The organism is Gluconobacter sp. OJB (assembly GCF_039638275.1).
GTDB lineage: Bacteria > Pseudomonadota > Alphaproteobacteria > Acetobacterales > Acetobacteraceae > Gluconobacter > Gluconobacter cerevisiae.
In genome coordinates this window covers 47,698-66,473 of record NZ_JBDIWH010000001.1, presented here as the reverse complement: position 1 = coordinate 66,473, position 18,776 = coordinate 47,698, and the positions used below count along the sequence as shown (strand labels likewise).

Sequence of the window (18,776 nt, the reverse complement as noted above, 5' to 3'; positions counted from 1 at the left end):
AGCAATACATCCGCGAATTATGCCGATGATAAGACTATGCCGAGCACCTTCGGAGAACCCCGAATTTCCGAACTTTCCGGGTGAGCCTGATCGGCATAATTCATGGCGGATTTCGCCGAAAACGTCATTCAAGTGGCGGGCGGAGAAAGACGGCTTTGTTCCAAACGTGGTCTATCGCGGCTCGTCCGGCAATGTCGGCTTTCTAGCAATCGCCATTACCACTTTGATGTCTGACTGGAGGCGTAATCAGCAGGTCCGCTTACGCCTTAAGTCGGTCGTTCAGCCGAGGTATGCACTTTTCCAATAGCGGACAGTCCGATATGATTCAGGTGACTTTAACTGGGCTACGTTTTGGCCACCTGACGTAACGATGATAGACAATTGGAACACTTCGGGCGCGAGATACCAGCCATAAGTTTAAGGCAAAAACATTGAATAGTTTCTATGATCGACCAATTCTGAACTCGCCCTATCGCGCTCCTAAATTGCACCACCCGCTCGATCAGAATGGACAGCCAATTGAGGGAGAGCCGCAGCAAGGGCGTCGCCCGTCGCGCTTCATCGTCCCCGTTCCGGCATCACGGAAGAAGGCGTCGGCCACCCAGGCCTCCCTCGACCTGGAGACCTACACCGAGAATGCGCTGATCAACGAAATCCGCGGCTATATTGAGCGGTGGCGGAGCCTGCGCAATCCCTCCGACTGGGGGGTAACCGCTGTCTCCCAGCGTCTCTTGGAATACTGGCGCCATCACGACTTCGTCGGCCCGCGTCCCTTTTTCTGCCAGATCGAAGCCGTCGAGACGATCATCTGGTTGACCGAAGTTGCATCCAAGCGCGCGGCTACCAAAGGCCTTTTGGATCAGATCGGCAACGCCAACAAGGAGGCTAACCCGGAACTCTTCCGCCTAGCCATGAAGATGGCGACAGGCAGCGGCAAGACGACTGTCATGGCGATGCTTATCGCTTGGCAGGCGGTGAACGCCGCCCGCAAGGAATCGAAGGATTTCTCCCGCGCCTTCCTGATCGTTGCCCCCGGCATCACGATTAAGGACCGGCTTCGTGTGCTCCAGCCGAGCGAACCGGACAACTACTACGAGACACGCGAGATCGTGCCGCCGGAGATGCTCCCCGACATCCGGCGCGCGGAGATCGTGATCACCAACTATCATGCCTTTCAACACCGCGAGACGCTTTCCCTGCCCAAGGTGGCGCGCAGCTTCCTTCAAGGTAACGATCCCGAGCCACTCAAGACGACCGAAACCGATGTCGAGATGCTGGATCGCGCGTGCGGAAAGCTCCTGCACTACAATCGCGTCAACGTCATCAACGACGAGGCTCACCACTGCTACCGTCATAAGGTAGGCGACGACGCAGAGGGCACACTGACCGGCGACGACAAGAAAGAAGCGGCTAAAAACGAGGAAGCCGCGCGTCTCTGGATTAACGGCATCGAAGCGCTGGACCGCAAGCTATCGAAGGGGGTACGTGCGGTCTACGATCTCTCCGCTACGCCCTTCTTCCTGCGCGGCTCAGGCTATCAGGAAGGTACGCTCTTCCCTTGGGTTGTGTCCGATTTCAGTCTAATGGATGCCATCGAGAGCGGCATCGTCAAGCTACCCCGCGTACCGGTGAGCGACAATCTCGTGCAGACTGACACTGTCGTCTATCGCGACCTGTGGAAGCACATCGGCAAGGCCTTGCCAAAGACCGCCGCCGGGGCAGCCAAGCTCAGCCCCTTCGAGCTGCCCAATACGCTGAAGACCGCGCTAAACGCTCTCTACAGCCACTATGAGGGCGAGTATAAGCGCTGGCAGCGCGCTGGGATCGGCGTGCCGCCCGTCTTCATCGTGGTTTGCCAGAACACAGCAATTTCTAAGCTGGTGTTCGAATGGATCGCAGGCTTTGAGCGCGGCGACGCCGAGGAAGGAGAGCGCGCGGCCTTTCATATCGGCCACCTGGAGCTGTTTCGCAATTACGACGAACAGGGGGGCCGCCTTGCCCATCCGCGGACCCTATTGATCGATTCCCGCCAGCTCGAAGCTGGCGAAGCACTCGACAAAGGCTTCCGGGAAGCCGCAGGTCCGGAGATTGAGCAGTTCAAGCGCGAGCTGGCGACCCGCGAAGGCGCCGGGGCTGCACAGGGCGAGGTCAGCGAGAGCGCCTTGCTGCGCGAGGTGATGAACACTGTCGGTCGCCCCGGTCGTCTTGGCGAACAGATCCGTTGTGTCGTCTCCGTGTCTATGCTCACCGAGGGCTGGGACACCAACACCGTGACGCACATCCTCGGCGTCCGTGCCTTTGGCACCCAGCTTCTGTGCGAGCAGGTGGTTGGGCGCGGCCTGCGTCGCCAATCCTATGATCTGAATCCTGAGACCGGCCTGTTCGATGTCGAATACGCCGACATCATGGGAATTCCGTTCGACTTTGCTTCCTCGCCGCAAGTCGCCAAGCCGACCAAACCAAAGCCGGTCACGCGTGTTCACGCGATAAAGGAACGCGAGGCGCTGGAGATCGTCTTCCCGCGCGTCAGTGGCTATCGCCGCGATCTGCCGTCCGAAAAGCTCGAAGCCGTCTTCACCGACGAGAGTAAGTTGGAGATCACGCCGGCCGACATTGGTCCCACTTCGGTCGTCATGGAAGGAATCGTCGGCGCCGGCGTGACGATCACGCCTCAGGTGCTGGAGCGGCTGCGGCCTTCGGAGATCAGTTTCAACCTCGCCAAGCACCTGCTCTACACTAGCTTCCGCGACGAGGATGGCTTCCCGAAGCAGCACCTCTTCCCGCAAATTCAGCGTCTCGCGCGTCGCTGGCTCGACGATGGTTATCTCGTCACCAAAGGCGTCCCGGTCGGCGCGATCCTCTATCAGGATCAGCTCGCCCGTGCGGCGGAGAAGATCGACATCGCCTGCACGCGCGCGAGCGAAGGGCACATCCTAGCCGTGCTCGATCCCTATAATCCCAAGGGCTCGACACGCCACGTCAACTTCATCACCTCCAAACCCTGCTGGAAGACCGGCGCGCAGCCACCTAGGAGCCATGTTAGCCATGTCGTGCTGGACTCCAGTTGGGAGGAGCAGCTCGCGCTGACACTGGAAACCCATCCGCGCGTACTGGCCTATGCCAAGAACCAGGCGCTGGGCTTCGAGATTCCGTATCTCGATAGTGGCGTCACCCGGCGCTATCTGCCCGATTTCCTCGTCCGGCTCGACGATGGTGGCGATGAAGCGCTCAACCTGGTGCTAGAAGTGAAGGGCATCAAGGACGAAGCCGACAAGGCCAAGGCCCAGACAACGCGCGATCTCTGGGTTCCAGGTGTCAACGCGCTCGGCGGTTTCGGCCGCTGGGCTTTCGCCGAATTTCGCGATTGGGCCGTGATGGAAGAGGACTTCGCCACGCTGGTCGATCAACTTCTCAAGAAAGTTACCGTCTGATGGCCCGCTCTCCCCGATCCTCCAGCGGCAAGTCCTCCAAACAGATCGATGCCCTCAAGCACAACGAAGCCACCCGGCGGAACATTCCGACAGCGGAGATGGAGAGCTTCTTCCGGCGCGAGGAAGACGCCGCGCCCATGCCGCCAAAGCACTATCCGCGCGGCCGGCCCCTGGCAGAAGGCGAGACGCGAACTCCCGAAGAGCCGCGCCAACCCGAACTGATCTGGAACGGTGCGAAGATCACCATCACTGACGTGCAGATGAAGGAACTGGCGGAAACTGGCACGCTCACCCTCTCCGACGCGCAACTCGTCTGGCGCGGAAAGGATCGGCAGGACTGGACCGATCTCGTCGTCAACGTGCCGCCGCTCTACATTCAGGAAAAGATTCACCCCAAGGCGATCATCGACGACTTAAAGCGCCGCACGGCCGAAAAGCTAGACGCGCAGGCCGAAATGGCCGACCTGTTCGCCGATTTCAACGGCATTACACCCGAGCAGCGGGCGGAGTTCTACCAGCACGACCAGCACTGGTCGAACCGCATGATCCTGGGCGACAGCCTGCAGGTGATGGCGAGCCTGTCCGAACGCGAGAGCCTGAAGGGCAAGGTGCAGTGCATCTATTTCGATCCACCCTATGGCATCAAGTTCAACTCGAACTGGCAGGTATCAACCCAGTCGCGCGACGTGCGAGATGGGAAGCAAACCGACATTAGTCGTGAGCCTGAGCAGGTGAAGGCGTTCCGCGATACCTGGAAGAACGGCATCCACTCCTACCTGACCTATCTTCGCGATCGACTGACCGCGATGCGCGATCTACTGACCGAGAGCGGTTCGATCTTCGTGCAGATTAGCGATGAGAACGTCCATCGGTTGCGGGCGGTCATGGACGAGGTATTTGGAACAGACAATTTTATCGCGCAGATAGATTTCAAAAAAACGGCTGGTCTTGCGTCAGACTATTTAGCATCATCGAAAGATTATATTATTTACTATGGTTTTGACCGCAGGAAGACAAAATTCAGGCGTATTTTCAATACCAAAGAGGCCGGTCAGGAAGGCGCCACGCAATTTAATTGGATCGAGAACGATGAAGATCAGAGCAGGCGAAGCCTCAGTGGGAACGAAGAAGTCCCACCAGGATTCAGTCTGATCTCTCACGACAACATCACATCGACTGGATTTGCCTCGACAACAAATTATCCGCTTGATCTCTTTGGCAAAACATTCCGCCTCAAACAGGCAAATCAGCGGTGGAAAACCACCGAAGAAGGTATGGGGCGCCTAAAAGCAGCTAACCGGGTATTGTTGCTCGGTAGCACACCGCGATACGTCAGAAAGCTAGCGGACTTTCCTGTTTTTCCAATCACGGATGTCTGGCCTGATACAGGTGTTTCAGGCTTCGCCGATCCTCGGTTGTATGTTGTTCAGACCGGGAGCAAGGTCATTGAGCGGTGCGTCCTAATGGCCACCGACCCAGGTGATCTTGTGCTTGATCCCACCTGCGGTTCAGGGACCACAGCCTACGTCGCGGAGCAGTGGGGACGGCGCTGGATCACAATTGACACCAGCCGCGTCGCACTGGCGCTCGCCCGTACACGACTTATGGCTGCCCGCTACCCTTGGTATATCCTTGCCGACAGTCGAGAGGGACAACTGAAACAGGGCGAACTAACCATGCGCCCGCCACCGGAAATAGCCACGCACAACGATATCCGCCAAGGTTTCGTGTATGAGCGTGCACCTCACATCACCCTGAGAGACATCGCCAACAACTCATTGATTGACGACATCTGGGAAAAATGGCAGGCGGTGCTTGAGCCGCTACGCCACGACCTGAACCGGACGCTCGGCCGGGACCAGCCTTGGGAAGAATGGGAGATTTCGCGAGAGGCCGGCGACCCGTGGGATGGCGAAGCCGCAAAGATGCACGCCAAACTACGCGCGGCGATTGCCAAGGACGATATAGGCAAAAAGTCCAACAACCTGCTGGCAAAGCTGAATGCAAAATTCGGCCGGAATTACACATTCCAGACGCTGCCTGATCGCCCCATCGACCCTTGGGTAAATGACGAGGCCATCCGCCTTCACAATCAATGGTGGGAGGCGCGCATTGCGCGCCAGAAAGAGATCGACGCCTCTATCGCCGCCCGCGCCGAGGTCGAATATCTCTACGACAAGCCCTATTCCGATCCTGCACGCGTCCGCGTCGCCGGGCCGTTCACGGTCGAAAGCCTGTCGCCGCACCGCGTCCTGCCGGCCAGCGAGGAAGAACTGATCGACGACACCGACGCCGCCGAGGGCCGGCGCTCCCCCGCCGACGCCGATCTGGCGGGACAGAATTTCTCGGCCATCGTCATCGACTACCTCAAGGCCGAGGGCGTCAAGCAGCAGGACAAGGGCGACCGCATCACCTTCGAGAACCTGGCGCCCTGGCCTGGCAATTTCATCGGCGCGAGCGGCACCTTCGTCGAAGGTGAGAACGGTCCCGAACGCCGGGCCGCGATCCTGATCGGCCCGGAATACGGTACGGTCGGCCGGCAGGATCTCGTGGCCGCCGCCCGCGAGGCAGTGGACAATCGTTTCGATGTGCTCATCGCCTGCGCCTTTAATTTTGACGCCCATTCATCGGAACTGGGAAGTCTCGGCAGCCTTAAAATCCTCAAAGCCCGGATCAATCCCGACATGCACATGTCGGACGAGTTGAAGAACACCGGGCGCGGCAACATGTTTGTGGTGTTCGGCGAACCCGACGTCGAAATCCTCGACGACGGTGGCCCGGAGATCCGCGTGAAGGTAAATGGCGTCGATGTGTTCGATCCCAACACCGGCGACATACGCTCGAACGACACGGCGGGCATCGCCGCCTGGTTCATCGACACCGACTACAACGAAGAGAGCTTCTTCGTCCGCCATGCCTATTTCCTCGGCGCCGACGATCCTTACGAGAGCCTGAAAACCGCGCTTCAGGCCGAGATCGACGAGGACGCCTGGGCGACGCTCTACTCCGACACTTCACGGCCGTTCGAGCGCCCTGAAAGCCGTCGCATTGCGGTGAAGGTCATCAATCACTTCGGCGACGAAGTGATGAAGGTCTTCGGGGTGTAAAAAATGACACTCCTTCCCGATCATGGTCGCGTGGAATGTGCCCTTTGTCATCGCGGGCAAGCTTATGCTTTCGACGTCATGCGAACAGAAGCCAACGGCTGGCGGATCACAGCCAATCCGTTGGCTTGGGGCAATCCGGCACCGGAAATTCTCGTGCTGGGCTTTTCAAAAGGACCGACGCAAGCCGGAGCTTTGGCCCTTCAGCCACATGACCAAATCGCCTATCGGGGCGGTCGGACCAATCTCGCAAAGATTCTGCACCATATCGGGCTATTGCCTGCCCCTGAAAGCCGACTTGTGGATCAGGCGATAGCAAATAGGAATGGTCGATTTCACTTCGCTTCCCTAATCCGATGCACAGTCGAGCGTTTCGATGAAAAAGAGACGGCTTCCGAGAGGCAATGGAAAGGGACAGGTGGCGGTATGCTCGACAAGTTTGTCGCGCGAGATTTTGGGCAGATCGTTCTGGAAAATTGCACGACTCGCTTTCTTAGCGATTTACCTCCCCAGACGAAGTTGATCCTGATGTTGGGTCTCGGTACGCGCGGGAACTACGTTGCCGCATGTCGGAAGGCTCTCACCAAGGCACGCCCTGGTCGATGGCGCACCATCAACGAAGTTACCTACACGGATGACAAGGTTATGGTAGTTCACACTGAACACTTCGCATCCCAAGGAGCGCTCCTGCCGAATTGGCTAAGCGGTGGGCTCCATGAGCGCGGTCGTCTGGGGTTGTTGGCACGCGAGGGTGTCAAGTTGGCGGTGGGCTAAACATGAATTTTTTGATCGCAGATACTTTCACTGCTTCGTTTAGCCGCCTGCCTGGCCTAGATCAGAAGGCTGTGAAGGCAAGCGTCTTTGATCTTCAGATGAATCCGACCGGCAACGGCCTCCAGTTGCATCGCATCGATAAGAGCAAGGACCAGAATTTTTGGTCTGCGCGCGTGAACCGCGACATCCGCCTGATCGTCCACAGGACCGGCCAGAGCCTGCTGGTTGCTTATGTCGGCCATCACGACGACGCCTACGCCTGGGCCGAACGCCGCCGGATCGAGGCACATCCGCGCACTGGCGCCGTCCAGATCGTCGAGGTACGCGAGCGCGTAGAAGATGTCGCCCCACCGCCAACGCTCCATTTCGTCTTCCCCGAGCACGCCAAGGACGAGGAGAAAGCCGACACCGCACCAGCGCTGTTCGCCTCACTGAACGACGACGCGCTGCTCTCGATCGGCGTTCCCGCCGACTGGCTGGTCGACGTTCGCGCGGCAAGCGAGGATGGTTTCTTCGCGCTGGCCTCTCACCTCCCGGCCGAAGCCTCTGAAGCCCTCCTAGAATATGCCGCGACCGGCAGGCTGGTCACGCCGACACCAGTTCTCGTCGCGGCCAATCCCTTCGCCCATCCCGATGCCCTGCGACGGATCAGGCTGATCGCCGACCAGGAGGAGTTGGAGCAGGCGCTCGCCTTCCCGTGGGAGAAATGGGGCGTCTTTCTCCACCCCTCCCAAAGGACGCTGGTCGAGCGCTCATTCTCGGGGCCGGGGCGCGTTGCCGGCTCGGCGGGTACCGGAAAAACCATCGTGGCCATTCATCGCGCCGTCCGTCTCGCCCGCGAGACTCCGATCGCGAAGGTACTGCTGGCCAGTTTCTCCGAGCCTCTGGCGGCGGAACTGTCGAAAAAGGTGCTGGTCTTGGCGCCCGAGACCAGTGGCGTCGTCCCTCGGATTACTACGGCGTCGTTCCAGGGCATTGCTGAGCAGATGTTTCAGCTCGAACATGGGGTGCGGCCCCGCATCGCCAATGATGTCGTGCTGCGCGAGCGCCTACGGGCCGCCGCCGCGTCCATCGATCTCAAGGGCTTTTCCGAGCGCTTTCTGTTGTCTGAGTGGACCAACGTCATCGACGCTTGGGGGCTGACGTCGCTCGACACCTATTCGACTGTGCAGCGCATGGGCCGCAAGAGCCGGCTCGGACCCAACCAGCGCGCTCGCCTGTGGCCAGTGTTCCAAGTGGTGCGCGATGCGCTGGCGGCGGAGCGCTACACCACTTGGGCAAATGTCTTCAACGGTTTGGCCGATGCACTTGCTAAGCGCGAGAACAAGCCCTTCGACCACGTCGTCATCGACGAAGCCCAAGACCTTGCCCCAGCCGAGCTTCGATTTTTCGCAGCGTTGGCCCCGGCGAAACCAGATGGCCTGTTCCTGTCAGGCGACATCGGACAGCGCATCTTCCAGCATCCCTTCTCGTGGGCGAGCCTAGGCGTCGACGTGAAAGGCCGCTCCCACACGCTCAAAGTCTGCTACCGCACCTCGCAACAGATCCGCAGTGCAGCCGACAAGCTGTTGCCCACCGTGCTACGCGATACCGATGGACTGGAGGACGAGCGCCGCGGCATTATCTCGGTCTTCGACGGTCCGACGCCGGAGGTGAAATCCCTCGCCGACGTCGCTGCGGAAGCAGCCACGGTCCGCCAGACCGTCAAGACTTGGCGCGCAGAAGGGATTAGGTCGCACGAGATCGGCCTGTTCGTACGAACGCCGCATCTCGTCACGCGTGCCCGGGCCGCCATCGCCGGGCTCTCTGGCGCTGATGAGATGACAACCGCGCCTATGAGCCTAGCCAAGGGGCTGGAATTTCGCGCCGTTGTTGTGATGGCCTGCGACGAGGGACTCCTACCTTTGGATGAGCGTGTCGCTGACGCCGCCGATGAGGCGGAACTCGACGAAATCTACGAAACCGAGCGCCGGCTGCTTTATGTGGCCTGTACGCGGGCACGTGAGCATTTGTTGCTGACTGGAGTAATGCCTACATCAGAATACCTTGCTGACTTCACTACGCAATATCGAAAATAACTCAAGATTATAAATGGAATATATAAGATTAAGAGATAATATTTTAAATATTAATTTGATTTAATTAAGATAAATTATAAAAATTATAGTAACTTTATTTACTATTTTCTGCATTAGTAATCGTATCTGTGACAATGGCTGCTTTTGCAGTCGGAGCATCCTATAGCGGACATTCCGCTCCCCCCCCCCCCCCCCAAAGCAGACAAGCCTCTTCTCCCCAGCGTCACTCAAAATCTGGAGAGGAGAAGATTCCCACGACTACGCCCACGGCGCTCATACCCACACCGACGCAGCACCGGAAAGACGTCCTGGACCCACCGGCCATGCTCGGTGTCTTCCATGATGAGATAATCGGGCCACAACGCGGCCGGCGCCTCGCGGAAAAACGGCAGCAGCGCCCGGTCTTCGTAGCCCTCGATGTCGATCTTCAGAACATGCACGGCCGTCACATCACAGGCCTGCAGAATGTCCAGAAGCGGACGGATCCGAACTGGAGCACCGTGTCCCGCACCAATCCGACCACCGCCGAAATCCCCGTTCACCTGCACGAGCTGACCAGAGCCCTCCTGATCCCCAACGGCGACACGGAGGAGATGGGCCCGCATTCCGTTCAGCGTCACATTGGTCGTCAGCCGCTCGAACAGGACCGGGTTCGGTTCAACGGCGATGACACGGGCCTCCCGCTGTGCGGCATACAGGGAGAAGAACCCCATATTCGCGCCAACATCCACAAACGTCCCACCCTTTGGCAGATGGCGCCGCAGCCATCTCAGCTCGCGATGATTGTAGCACGCGCCACACACCGCCGATTTTGCGTCCGTCTGGTTGTCCTGCGGGTAAAACCGCACCTTCAGCCCGAACAGGGTCGCATCGACAGGACCTGAGGAGCAGTCTCGTTTGAACCGTTCAATAAACGGCCGACGCAGACGACTGTATCCCAACGGCGTGTTGAAGAAGATCTTCCGGATTTTCTTCTGCACGTCCGTCAATGGATAGGCACCAAAAGGAAGCGCACGTGAGAGAGGGTGTCCGTCCAGCACAACGTGCTCGGAAGACAGTTCTGAGTGTTCTGACATAAGAGATGATGACCGTATGGAAGAGAGCAACGGGGCTTCGATGAAGCAAACGGCAGGTTCAGGACGTGCTGTGTCCGACGGACCGGTCCGTCACAGCTTCCCGACCTCGCGGCAGAGCTGGAGCAGACCGCCCATCCGCTGTTGCAGCACGGCCCCGAGCACCATCACGCCCTCCAGCAGGCGCGCACCTTCCGTATCCGCCCGCAGGCTCTCCAACCGCCCTTTGAGCAGCGCATGCTCGATCTCGATCAGACGCAGCACGTCATGCAGACCGGCATGCAGGTCTTCGAGACCGGCTGGGCGGGGTGGTGGCAACAGTGGATCTTCAGGCATGACAATCCCTTGGACAAAAATGTCGGTTTCATGCGAGGATCTGACGATGACGAGTCACGGGCCACGCAACATTTCGACGTCAAGTGATACGGTTTTCCGACTTACATATCAAGCGGAATATCGTATTCATACCTCATTTCCGAATGAGGACCCTCTGCGTGCCCCGACATTCCAGGCGAAAGCGTAAACTCATGGACGACCAGATCCGCCTGATGCGCGAGCGCGGCGAGCGCCTCCGCGAAGCGGCCCAGAGTATTGGTATCACCCATGCCGCCAAGGCAGCGGGCGTGCCGTATACGACCCTGAGGGATTACATGAATGGCGGGGAGATGAAATTCTCCGCCCTCGCATCCCTGGCCCGGGTCTGCGGTGTGTCTCTGGACTGGATCGCCTTTGCCACGGCTGGCGGCTCACCCTCCGGGACGACAGCGGTGCAGACCACCTCGACCCGTCAGATCGTCGTGCCCTGGTATGATCATCATGAAGACGGTCTGCGGATTGGCCGCGACTGGTTGCAGGGCATCATTCCCCGGGACCTTACGTCCCTCTGCCTTATCAGCAATGCGGGGGATGCGATGGAGCCGACCCTGTCCTCAGGCGATCTGGTCATCGTGGACCGGAGCGTCACAGCTGTGACGGGCAGCGCGCTCTATGCCCTGGAGAGTGCTGGCGCCGTTCTGATCCGTCGCCTTGATCCCAAACTCGGTGGCGGGGTCCGGGTGATTGCTGACAATCATCGCTACCCACCTCAGGACGTCGAAGCTGATCGTCTGGACTGCTTTAAACTGCTCGGCGAAGTGGTCTGGACCGGCGGCGTGCCTCATCCCTGAGGCGTTTGCGATATACGGGAACCTGTTTCTCAAAACGGGCGCATATCCGTATTGACGGTAAGCGGGAAATCGTATATCATCAGGCTTGTTGAGTTCATCGTGTGTGCAGGGCTGTCCTGCCACACAGGAACCTCAAGGAGCTGGCGATGATGTCTTTGTCCCGTTGTGTCTTCTGGTCTGGCCTCTGTTCTTGCCTGTCAGGGGGCGTCTGACATGGTCGTCTCCATCCTCCTTGTCCTGATCGTTCTTCTCCTGCTGGTACTGGCGCTCGGATCGTCGGTCAGGCTGTTCGCGTGGCTGAAGGCGCGCGACATCCTGCCGCCTGCGGCGCTGATGCTGGGCACGGCGCTGGTGATCCGGGTCGTCTTCCACGCCCACTGGGGGAGATAAGCGCTCATGACGTCTTCAACAGACGGTCTGTACAGCGAAGCGACCGAAGCAAAACGCGCGGCCCGTCTGGCTGCCTATCTCGAAGAGTATGGTGCCGAGGAAGACGAGACGCGGGTTCTGCTGAGATATGTCTCGTGGTTCGGAGCGGGCATCTGTCTTTTGTGCGGCATCGCGCTGGCTCTGCCCTGGCATCCGCTCTTTGCGTTCATTCTGGGCATGAGCTGTTGGACGGCTCCGCGAGAACCGTTTCTCCGGAAACTGAAAGCTGCTGAAGACCGCCGGAGGCTTCGCGGGCTGGACTGAGACGGTCCGTTCGTTTTTCGGCAGGTCGCCCGCTTTTTTCCAATTCTCCCGTCATCGACTGTTTTGCAAAAACAGCAAAGGATCCCGCATGTCTGCACGTTTTCTCAGAACTCTTGCCGTCACGTTGTCTCTCACGGGGCTGATCGCCCTGACAGGCTGTGCCTCGGAAGGAAACGAAACCCTCAAAAACGAGACCAGCGCCTCCATTGATCAGAAGATCCACGATGGCGTGACCACCAAGGATCAGATCCGAGCCCTGTTCGGAGACCCTCGCGAGAGCACGTTCACCGATAGCGGTCATGAGCAGTGGCGCTATGCGTTCACCAACGCCTCGTCTGACGCCGCCAACTTCATTCCGCTGTATGGCGATCTGCATCAGGGCACCCATGGCACCGAAAAGACGCTGACCGTGATCTTCAACGGCGATGTCGTCTGGCACCACACCATGAACGCCTCCGCTGTCAAAACCGGCAGCGGGCTGTTCTGAGGTTACGCAATAGAGAGAGAGAGAGAGAGAGAGAGAGAGAGAGAGAGAGAGAGCCCCCTCTGCCGTTACAAGCAGAGGGGCTAACCCACATCGCTGAAAACCGGCATGCATCGTACAGGTCTGAGGGCACCGTGGAGGAGCCCTCCGCCACGATCCACGCATCCGCTGGTCACTCAGTCTTCCAGCATGGCGGGACCTTGAGGCAGACAGGCCCACTCTGCGGCCTGACCGAAGGGTTCCTCCTCGCCAGGCGGTGGAGAGACGACATTGCTTGACAGCACCAGCAGCCGGTTCAGCGGCTCCCATTCCAGCAGTGTTTCAAGCAGAGCCGTTGCGCATTTCAGACGCAGAAATGGGCTGTCCTGCGTCAGTTCTGTCATCAGGTCTGTCCGTAGTTCGAGAACGGATTCCTGCAACCCACACGGCCGCAACCAGGACGCCCGCTGGCGTGCGAGCCGGTACAGGCAGAGATCATACGGTGGTCGATCCTGCGGCCCACCCAGCACGCGGCGCAGGAAGGACATGTGAAATCCCGCCAGAATAAAGGGTCGCGGGGCATCCACCGGCATCAGGGCCCGGAACAGGGGATCGCTGATGGTCAGGGCAGGCTGACCATGCTCGTCGGGACTTTCTTCCAGATGACCCGAGGAACGCCGGGGGGCGCCGAGCCAGAGCAGGCTGCGCCCTTCGACAAAGCCGTCCCTTTGCAGCAGCGTGACGGGAGCGCCCGCATAGGGCGCTCCTTTCTGATCCGGCGTGATATCGAGGAGTTTCAGGCGCGTGATGGGCCAGCGCGGCAGCCGGATCGGACCAGGGGTCATGACCCGCCTCCCGCGCGAAGCTGCGCTACAAGGGCGAGGAAACGCTTCTGTAACTGCGCTGGCTCAAGAAGATCGTTGAGATACCAGATCTCGGGCGTAAGGCGCTGCTGCCGGTAGACCTCCAGTCGTCGGTCGAACTGCGCTAGCAGATGGGATTCCCAATTGTTTCGGGTCACGCGGTCCGCACCGCAGGCGCCTACAATTTCGATATGCATGACACGTGACCCGAAACGGATCGCGAAATCGGAATAGAACCGTGGCTGCTGAGACGGGTCGAGGGCGATTTCCAGATCCAGCGCGACATCCCGCGGAACGACGGGTTTGACGGCCTCGTAAGCAATGCGCTCAAGCGCTGAATTCAACCGGGTTCCGTCAGAAGCAACGCGGCCACGGCTGGGTAGACCGGGCCAGCGCTGCTCGACCCTGCGCAGGAGGCAGGCCCAGACGCCGGGTTCTTCATCGCCAAGTTGCATAAGGTGCCGTCCTTCTGGCTGGAGGTAGCGGAACAGGCTTGAGGGCGGCTGTGCCTTCAGCCTGAAACTGATGTCGCGATACAGATCGAGATCGTCATCCGTGGGCTCGAAAAATGAGCGCGTGTGACGGTGCGCGGTCGCCGTAGCGACCGGAGTTTTTGTAAGAAGCATGAAGCCTCCAGATTTTTGAGAAGATGAAATGAAGGGACAGGCCGACGCCGTCTGGACTGTCGGTGTCAGGTATTACAGGCGATACGTGAGGCCGCCCTCGGGGACCTGGCCGGTGCAGATCGCTTCAATCAGCCGCGCTGCGGCATGAATACGGACGAGATCGGAAGCCGGATGAACGCCCGATTGGTCTTCCGCGATAAACCGGGCCAGAAGTTCTTCCGGATCCCTTCCAACGCCCGCCAGTTCTGACGCAAGCCGGTGCATCAGATCGCCCAGGGTCATGACCTGCGGCGTTTTCGTTGAGCAGGGGCCGAGCCAGGCCATCTCCTGCACCCCCATGAGCAGAACGAGATCCGGAAGAAGGACAGGAGAAGAGAGGATGCTGTCTGTGCCGTCCTCTCCTGCACCCGTTAAATCTGGCATGGGCTGCTGCAGGATCTGGTCGCGCAGAGCCTGTCTGTGTGCCGCGTCAGGATCGGCCTCCTGACAGGGAAACCACAGGCCCAACCGTTCAGCCACGGGCACGGGTTCGGCCCGGGACAGAACAAGATCGTACAGACAGATCGCTGTCCCGGTCGGCTCGAGCGGAGCGTCCGGGCGATCGCGGGAGGAGACGAGACCCATCAGGCGGACAGCCATGTCCGTGCGCCGGAAGGACATCATGTCCGGTCTCCTACGCGGTTCGTCAGCGCCCGGTTCAGGGAGCGGACCGTCTGCGCCAGAACGATCAGCGTGCCCTCAAGCCGGGTGTCGCTTGTGAAGGCTCCGGGCTGCGCGATCACATCGCGCAGTGTGGGAAGAACGACGCCCGCAAGCACGGCGTGGGCATCAAAAAGCGTGTCGAGTTCGGTGACTAATCTGGTCATTGCGAAAGGCTCCAAAGAGAAGAGAGCCCCAGAGAAAACAAGAGAGAAAACCCTCGCTCTGGTCGCACGGCGACCATTCAAGCTCACGCCCCGCGTGAGCCCCTCTGGGGTGAGGACCAGCCCGGTCCTCCCTTGCTAAGCCAAAAAACGACAGAACCCTCTGATCATTTCCCGTCATGAGAGAGGGACAGAGGCCGAATTCTGCACCGCCGCCCTTAGGGCGGCGCGACCCCGGCACGGGGGCGCGTGCAGCTCTGGATGACGCGTCACAGCGTGATGCGGACGCCCTCAGCAGGGCACGAACATGAAACGGTTTTAAGGAACTGTTTTGAAAGGGTTTTTTGGAGCCTTGCTCCAAAAACCCGGTATCGTGCCATCTTAAGCGATCTGGCAGCACGATTTCATGGCGCAGTGCCATTCTTTTGAGCTGCTCATGGAATGGCGACATAGCGCATTGATGACGCGTCACTGAGATTGTGCGGACCGGTACGACGCAATCCGTGACGCGTCATTGGGCTTTTGACGGGCCTTCAGGCATCTGGATCTCCGATTTCAGAGTCTTTCCAGGTGAAGAGCGGCGCGCTGTCAGGATTGGAACGCGGCGGCTTTGCGACCGCCTCCGTGGATTGCCCGGCACAGAAGCGTTCCCAGGCATGCATCATCTCGGAACGCCTGTTGAAGAGATCCCCGCGGCGATAGGCGGCCTCGACCTTGTCACCGATGGCATGGGCCAAAGCCATTTCGGCGACCTCCCTCGGGAAGTCGGTTTCCTCGGCCGCCCAGTCCCGGAAGCTGGAGCGCAAACCATGGATCGTCACATCCTTCGTGCCTGCGGCCTGATGGAGGGCTTTGGAGACCGCGACATCGCTCAACGGCGAACCGACCCGGCCACCGGGAAACACGAAACTGTCCTCACCGGAACTGGATCTCAGGGTCTGGACTTTATACAGCAAAGCCATCGCTCCGTTCGTCAGGGGCACACGATGCTCCCGCCCGGCCTTCATCCGCTCGGCCGGGATGGTCCAGATCTTTTTCTTCAGATCGATCTCCGACCACAGGGCCTTGCGGACCTCGCCAGACCGGGTTGCGGTCAGGCAGACGAACCGTGCGGCCAGAGCTCCTACCCCATGCTCGGCGCCGAGCCGGCTGTAGACTGGCGGGAGGTCGCGATAGGGCAAGGCGGCATGATGCACCACCTTCGTGACTGCCGTGGGTTTGGGGAGGATGTTCGCCAGGTGCCCCCGCCAGCGGGCCGGGTTCTCCCCCTCGCGCCAGTGATGGCTCTGCGCGTAGTCCAGAATACGCTCCATCCGTCCACGCAGCCGTGTTGCGGTTTCGGTCGTGCTCTCCCAGATCGGTCGCAGGACAGCGAGCACGTCTTCTGTCTGCACGCTGCCAATCGGTCTCGAGCCGAGGACGGGATAAACATGACGCTCCAGAGAGCTGCGCCACATGGGCGCCGAGCGTGGATCTTTCCAGCCCGGCGCCTGTTCGGTGATGTACTGCTCGGCAACCTGCGCGAAGGTACGCTCCTGAACGGTTTCCCCCTTCTGCCGGGCTTTCTCTTCCAGCGGGTCGAGCCCTTCCAGAAGCAGGCGCCGGTTCTCGGTCGCCCGGAGCCGGGCATCGGCCAGAGAAATATCCCGGGCGGGACCGAGTCCCATCTCCCGTCTTTTGCCGGTCTCAGGGCTTTTGTAGCGGAAGGTCCAGGCCCGGGTGTCGCCCCGGACGGTGATCCATAAATTTCCGCCATCGCCGTGAACCCCGTCTTTAAGGGAGGCGACCTTGCGGGCATTCATCTGGTTCGGCGGAAGCTTGCTCATGGCTTTTCAGTCCCATCTTCCGTCCCACCTTACGGGATGGGTTTCAATGCGTCCATCTGCTTCTTCAGGATGGCATGATTTTCCTTAAAACCATGAAAAACAAGGGTTATTGCGCTGATCCGCCCTTTCATGACGCCCCAGATCGGCGGACACCCTCTCCGCCAAAACCCTCAAATTCTATTGATTTAATTTGTGCTGCTTTGAGCTTTTTTATCCGCACAACAACATAAAAAAACCCGCTTCTGCACATGGTGTAGAAGCGGGTTTTTTAGAAAGTATTTTAAAAATAGATCAGCGAGGGCCGGAACGGGGGCCGCCGCGGCTGGGAGCTCCCCCACGACCACCACCCGGACGACCGCCGGAGGGCGGTCCCGAACGACGGCGCCCGCCTCCTCCGCCACCACGACCGCCGCCAAGAACAGGAGGACGCTGCGTGGACAGGCGCGCCTCTTCGGAATGGAAGGGATGATCGGTCACGACGGGAATAGGCTTGCCGATTTTCTTTTCAATATCCTTGAGCCATGCGCGCTGTTCGGCATCGCACAGCGACACTGCACAGCCCTCACGTCCTGCGCGCGCCGTCCGACCAATACGGTGTACGTAGGATTCCGGAACATTGGGCAGATCATAATTGAAGACATGGCTAACTTCGTCCACGTCGATGCCACGCGCAGCAATGTCCGTGGCAACCAATGCCTTGATGGCACCGCTACGGAAACCCGCCATGGCGCGCTCACGGGCGCCTTGAGACTTGTTGCCGTGGATGGCTTCGGCCCGAATGCCGTTTTTGTTCAGAAATTCTGCAACCTTGTTGGCTTCGTGCTTCATCAGCGTGAAGACCACGGCCCGCGCGACGCTCGGACTTTCAAGCAGCATGAGAGCAGCGTCTTTCTTGCTGTCAGAGTCAACAAACATGACAGCCTGATTAATACGATCGACTGTGCTCGATTCAGGGGTCACCTGAACGGTCGCCGGGTCCTTCAGAAGGGAATGAGCCAAATCGCTGATGGATGGCGGCATGGTGGCTGAAAACAGCAACGTCTGACGCTGCTTGGGCAGGAGAGCCATAATGCGCTGAATGTCGCGCACGAAGCCCATGTCCAGCATCCGGTCGGCCTCATCCAGCACGAGGATTTCAAGACTGGAGAGATCGATATACTTCTGCCCGATCAGATCAAGCAGACGGCCCGGCGCGGCCACGAGAACGTCAACGCCGCGGCGCGTCGCTTCAATCTGCCGTCCCTGCCCCACACCGCCGAACACGACAGCGTAGGAAAACTTCATGTGCCGCGCATAAGCGGCGAAGCTTTCGCCGATCTGGGATGCCAGTTCGCGCGTTGGCGCCAGAACTAGAGCCCGAACACCCTTTGGGGGAGCAGGACGCCGGTTTGAAAAGATATGGTTCAGGATCGGCAGCGCAAATGCTGCAGTTTTGCCAGTACCGGTCTGGGCAAGTCCCAGAAGGTCACGACCTTCCAGAAGATAGGGAATAGCTCCGGCCTGAATTGGCGTCGGGGTGGTGTAACCCTCTTCCGCGAGAGCCTTCTGAATTGGCTCGGCAAGATTGAGTTCGGCGAAACTGGTCATGGACCTCTCCTTTGAGACGGCAAGGTCATGCTCAGTTAACCGCACCGCTATACATCCCACCCGGCCAATTGGCCGCAGGTTTTTATTGCAGATCACCTCTTGCCTGATTTGTCCGTAGAACAAGCAGGATCACGAAGTCATCGTCACATTTCAGAAAATGCCCTGAAGTGCTCAAGGGATGTAGGACAGCACTTGTCCCATTGCAAGGATACAGCAATGGCATTCTGTG

At 59.4% G+C, this 18,776-nt stretch carries 16 protein-coding genes; 8 read left to right on the top strand and 8 right to left on the bottom strand.

Annotated features, from left to right (window positions below; translation table 11 throughout):
- Positions 1-431: 431 nt before the first annotated feature.
- From ABDK74_RS00270 to ABDK74_RS00255, 4 genes are read left to right on the top strand one after another with little or no spacing between them, the layout of a single operon-like run.
- Positions 432-3,431 (top strand): BPTD_3080 family restriction endonuclease, encoded by a 3,000-nt coding sequence (locus ABDK74_RS00270; protein WP_346002255.1) that lies wholly within the window; start codon positions 432-434, stop codon positions 3,429-3,431.
- A complete protein-coding gene (locus tag ABDK74_RS00265) occupies positions 3,431-6,538 on the top strand; it encodes a site-specific DNA-methyltransferase (RefSeq protein ID WP_346002254.1) in 3,108 nt (1,035 codons plus the stop codon). Before ABDK74_RS00270 ends, ABDK74_RS00265 begins: the two co-directional genes overlap by 1 nt.
- Positions 6,539-6,541: 3 nt before the next feature.
- Complete coding sequence (locus tag ABDK74_RS00260) at positions 6,542-7,309, top strand: hypothetical protein (RefSeq protein ID WP_346002253.1); 768 nt, start codon at positions 6,542-6,544, stop codon at positions 7,307-7,309.
- A 2-nt stretch (positions 7,310-7,311) separates the two neighbouring features.
- Positions 7,312-9,387, top strand: coding sequence for a UvrD-helicase domain-containing protein (locus ABDK74_RS00255; RefSeq protein WP_346002252.1), 2,076 nt, complete (start codon positions 7,312-7,314; stop codon positions 9,385-9,387).
- 227 nt (positions 9,388-9,614) lie between these two features.
- Here ABDK74_RS00255 and ABDK74_RS00250 read toward each other — a convergent pair whose 3' ends face one another.
- Both ABDK74_RS00250 and ABDK74_RS00245 read right to left on the bottom strand, forming a co-directional pair.
- Complete coding sequence (locus ABDK74_RS00250; RefSeq protein ID WP_346002251.1) at positions 9,615-10,463, bottom strand: FkbM family methyltransferase; 849 nt, start codon at positions 10,461-10,463, stop codon at positions 9,615-9,617.
- Between the two features lie 90 nt (positions 10,464-10,553).
- Positions 10,554-10,796, bottom strand: a complete 243-nt coding sequence (locus ABDK74_RS00245; RefSeq protein WP_007284186.1) for a hypothetical protein — start codon at positions 10,794-10,796, stop codon at positions 10,554-10,556.
- 191 nt (positions 10,797-10,987) lie between these two features.
- Here ABDK74_RS00245 and ABDK74_RS00240 point away from each other — a divergent pair, with 191 nt between their 5' ends.
- The 4 genes from ABDK74_RS00240 to ABDK74_RS00225 all read left to right on the top strand — a co-directional run bounded on the left by ABDK74_RS00240 (position 10,988) and on the right by ABDK74_RS00225 (position 12,806).
- On the top strand, positions 10,988-11,626 hold the full coding sequence (locus tag ABDK74_RS00240; protein WP_346004117.1) for a S24 family peptidase: 639 nt from the start codon (positions 10,988-10,990) through the stop codon (positions 11,624-11,626).
- 165 nt (positions 11,627-11,791) lie between these two features.
- On the top strand, positions 11,792-12,016 hold the full coding sequence (locus ABDK74_RS00235) for a hypothetical protein (RefSeq protein WP_346002250.1): 225 nt from the start codon (positions 11,792-11,794) through the stop codon (positions 12,014-12,016).
- Between the two features lie 6 nt (positions 12,017-12,022).
- Positions 12,023-12,319 (top strand): hypothetical protein, encoded by a 297-nt coding sequence (locus ABDK74_RS00230; RefSeq protein WP_015072505.1) that lies wholly within the window; start codon positions 12,023-12,025, stop codon positions 12,317-12,319.
- Between the two features lie 88 nt (positions 12,320-12,407).
- Positions 12,408-12,806: a hypothetical protein gene (locus ABDK74_RS00225; RefSeq protein ID WP_346002249.1), complete on the top strand. Its 399-nt coding sequence runs from the start codon at positions 12,408-12,410 to the stop codon at positions 12,804-12,806.
- Positions 12,807-12,979: 173 nt separating this feature from the next.
- Here the strand turns inward: ABDK74_RS00225 and ABDK74_RS00220 are convergent, their stop codons facing one another.
- The 6 genes from ABDK74_RS00220 to ABDK74_RS00195 form a co-directional block, all read right to left on the bottom strand.
- Positions 12,980-13,627: a hypothetical protein gene (locus tag ABDK74_RS00220; RefSeq protein WP_346002248.1), complete on the bottom strand. Its 648-nt coding sequence runs from the start codon at positions 13,625-13,627 to the stop codon at positions 12,980-12,982.
- Complete coding sequence (locus ABDK74_RS00215) at positions 13,624-14,271, bottom strand: hypothetical protein (protein WP_346002247.1); 648 nt, start codon at positions 14,269-14,271, stop codon at positions 13,624-13,626. The genes ABDK74_RS00220 and ABDK74_RS00215 overlap by 4 nt, the downstream gene beginning before the upstream one ends.
- Positions 14,272-14,343: 72 nt before the next feature.
- Positions 14,344-14,934 carry a hypothetical protein gene (locus tag ABDK74_RS00210; RefSeq protein WP_346002246.1) on the bottom strand — a complete coding sequence of 197 codons (591 nt, stop codon included), beginning with the start codon at positions 14,932-14,934 and terminating at the stop codon, positions 14,344-14,346.
- Positions 14,931-15,137, bottom strand: coding sequence for a hypothetical protein (locus tag ABDK74_RS00205; RefSeq protein ID WP_346002245.1), 207 nt, complete (start codon positions 15,135-15,137; stop codon positions 14,931-14,933). Before ABDK74_RS00205 ends, ABDK74_RS00210 begins: the two co-directional genes overlap by 4 nt.
- A 530-nt stretch (positions 15,138-15,667) precedes the next feature.
- Positions 15,668-16,960, bottom strand: coding sequence for a phage integrase central domain-containing protein (locus tag ABDK74_RS00200; RefSeq protein ID WP_346002244.1), 1,293 nt, complete (start codon positions 16,958-16,960; stop codon positions 15,668-15,670).
- Between the two features lie 291 nt (positions 16,961-17,251).
- Entirely contained in the window at positions 17,252-18,547 is a 1,296-nt protein-coding gene (locus ABDK74_RS00195; protein ID WP_194256066.1) for a DEAD/DEAH box helicase, read from the bottom strand.
- Between the last annotated feature and the right edge of the window lie 229 nt (positions 18,548-18,776).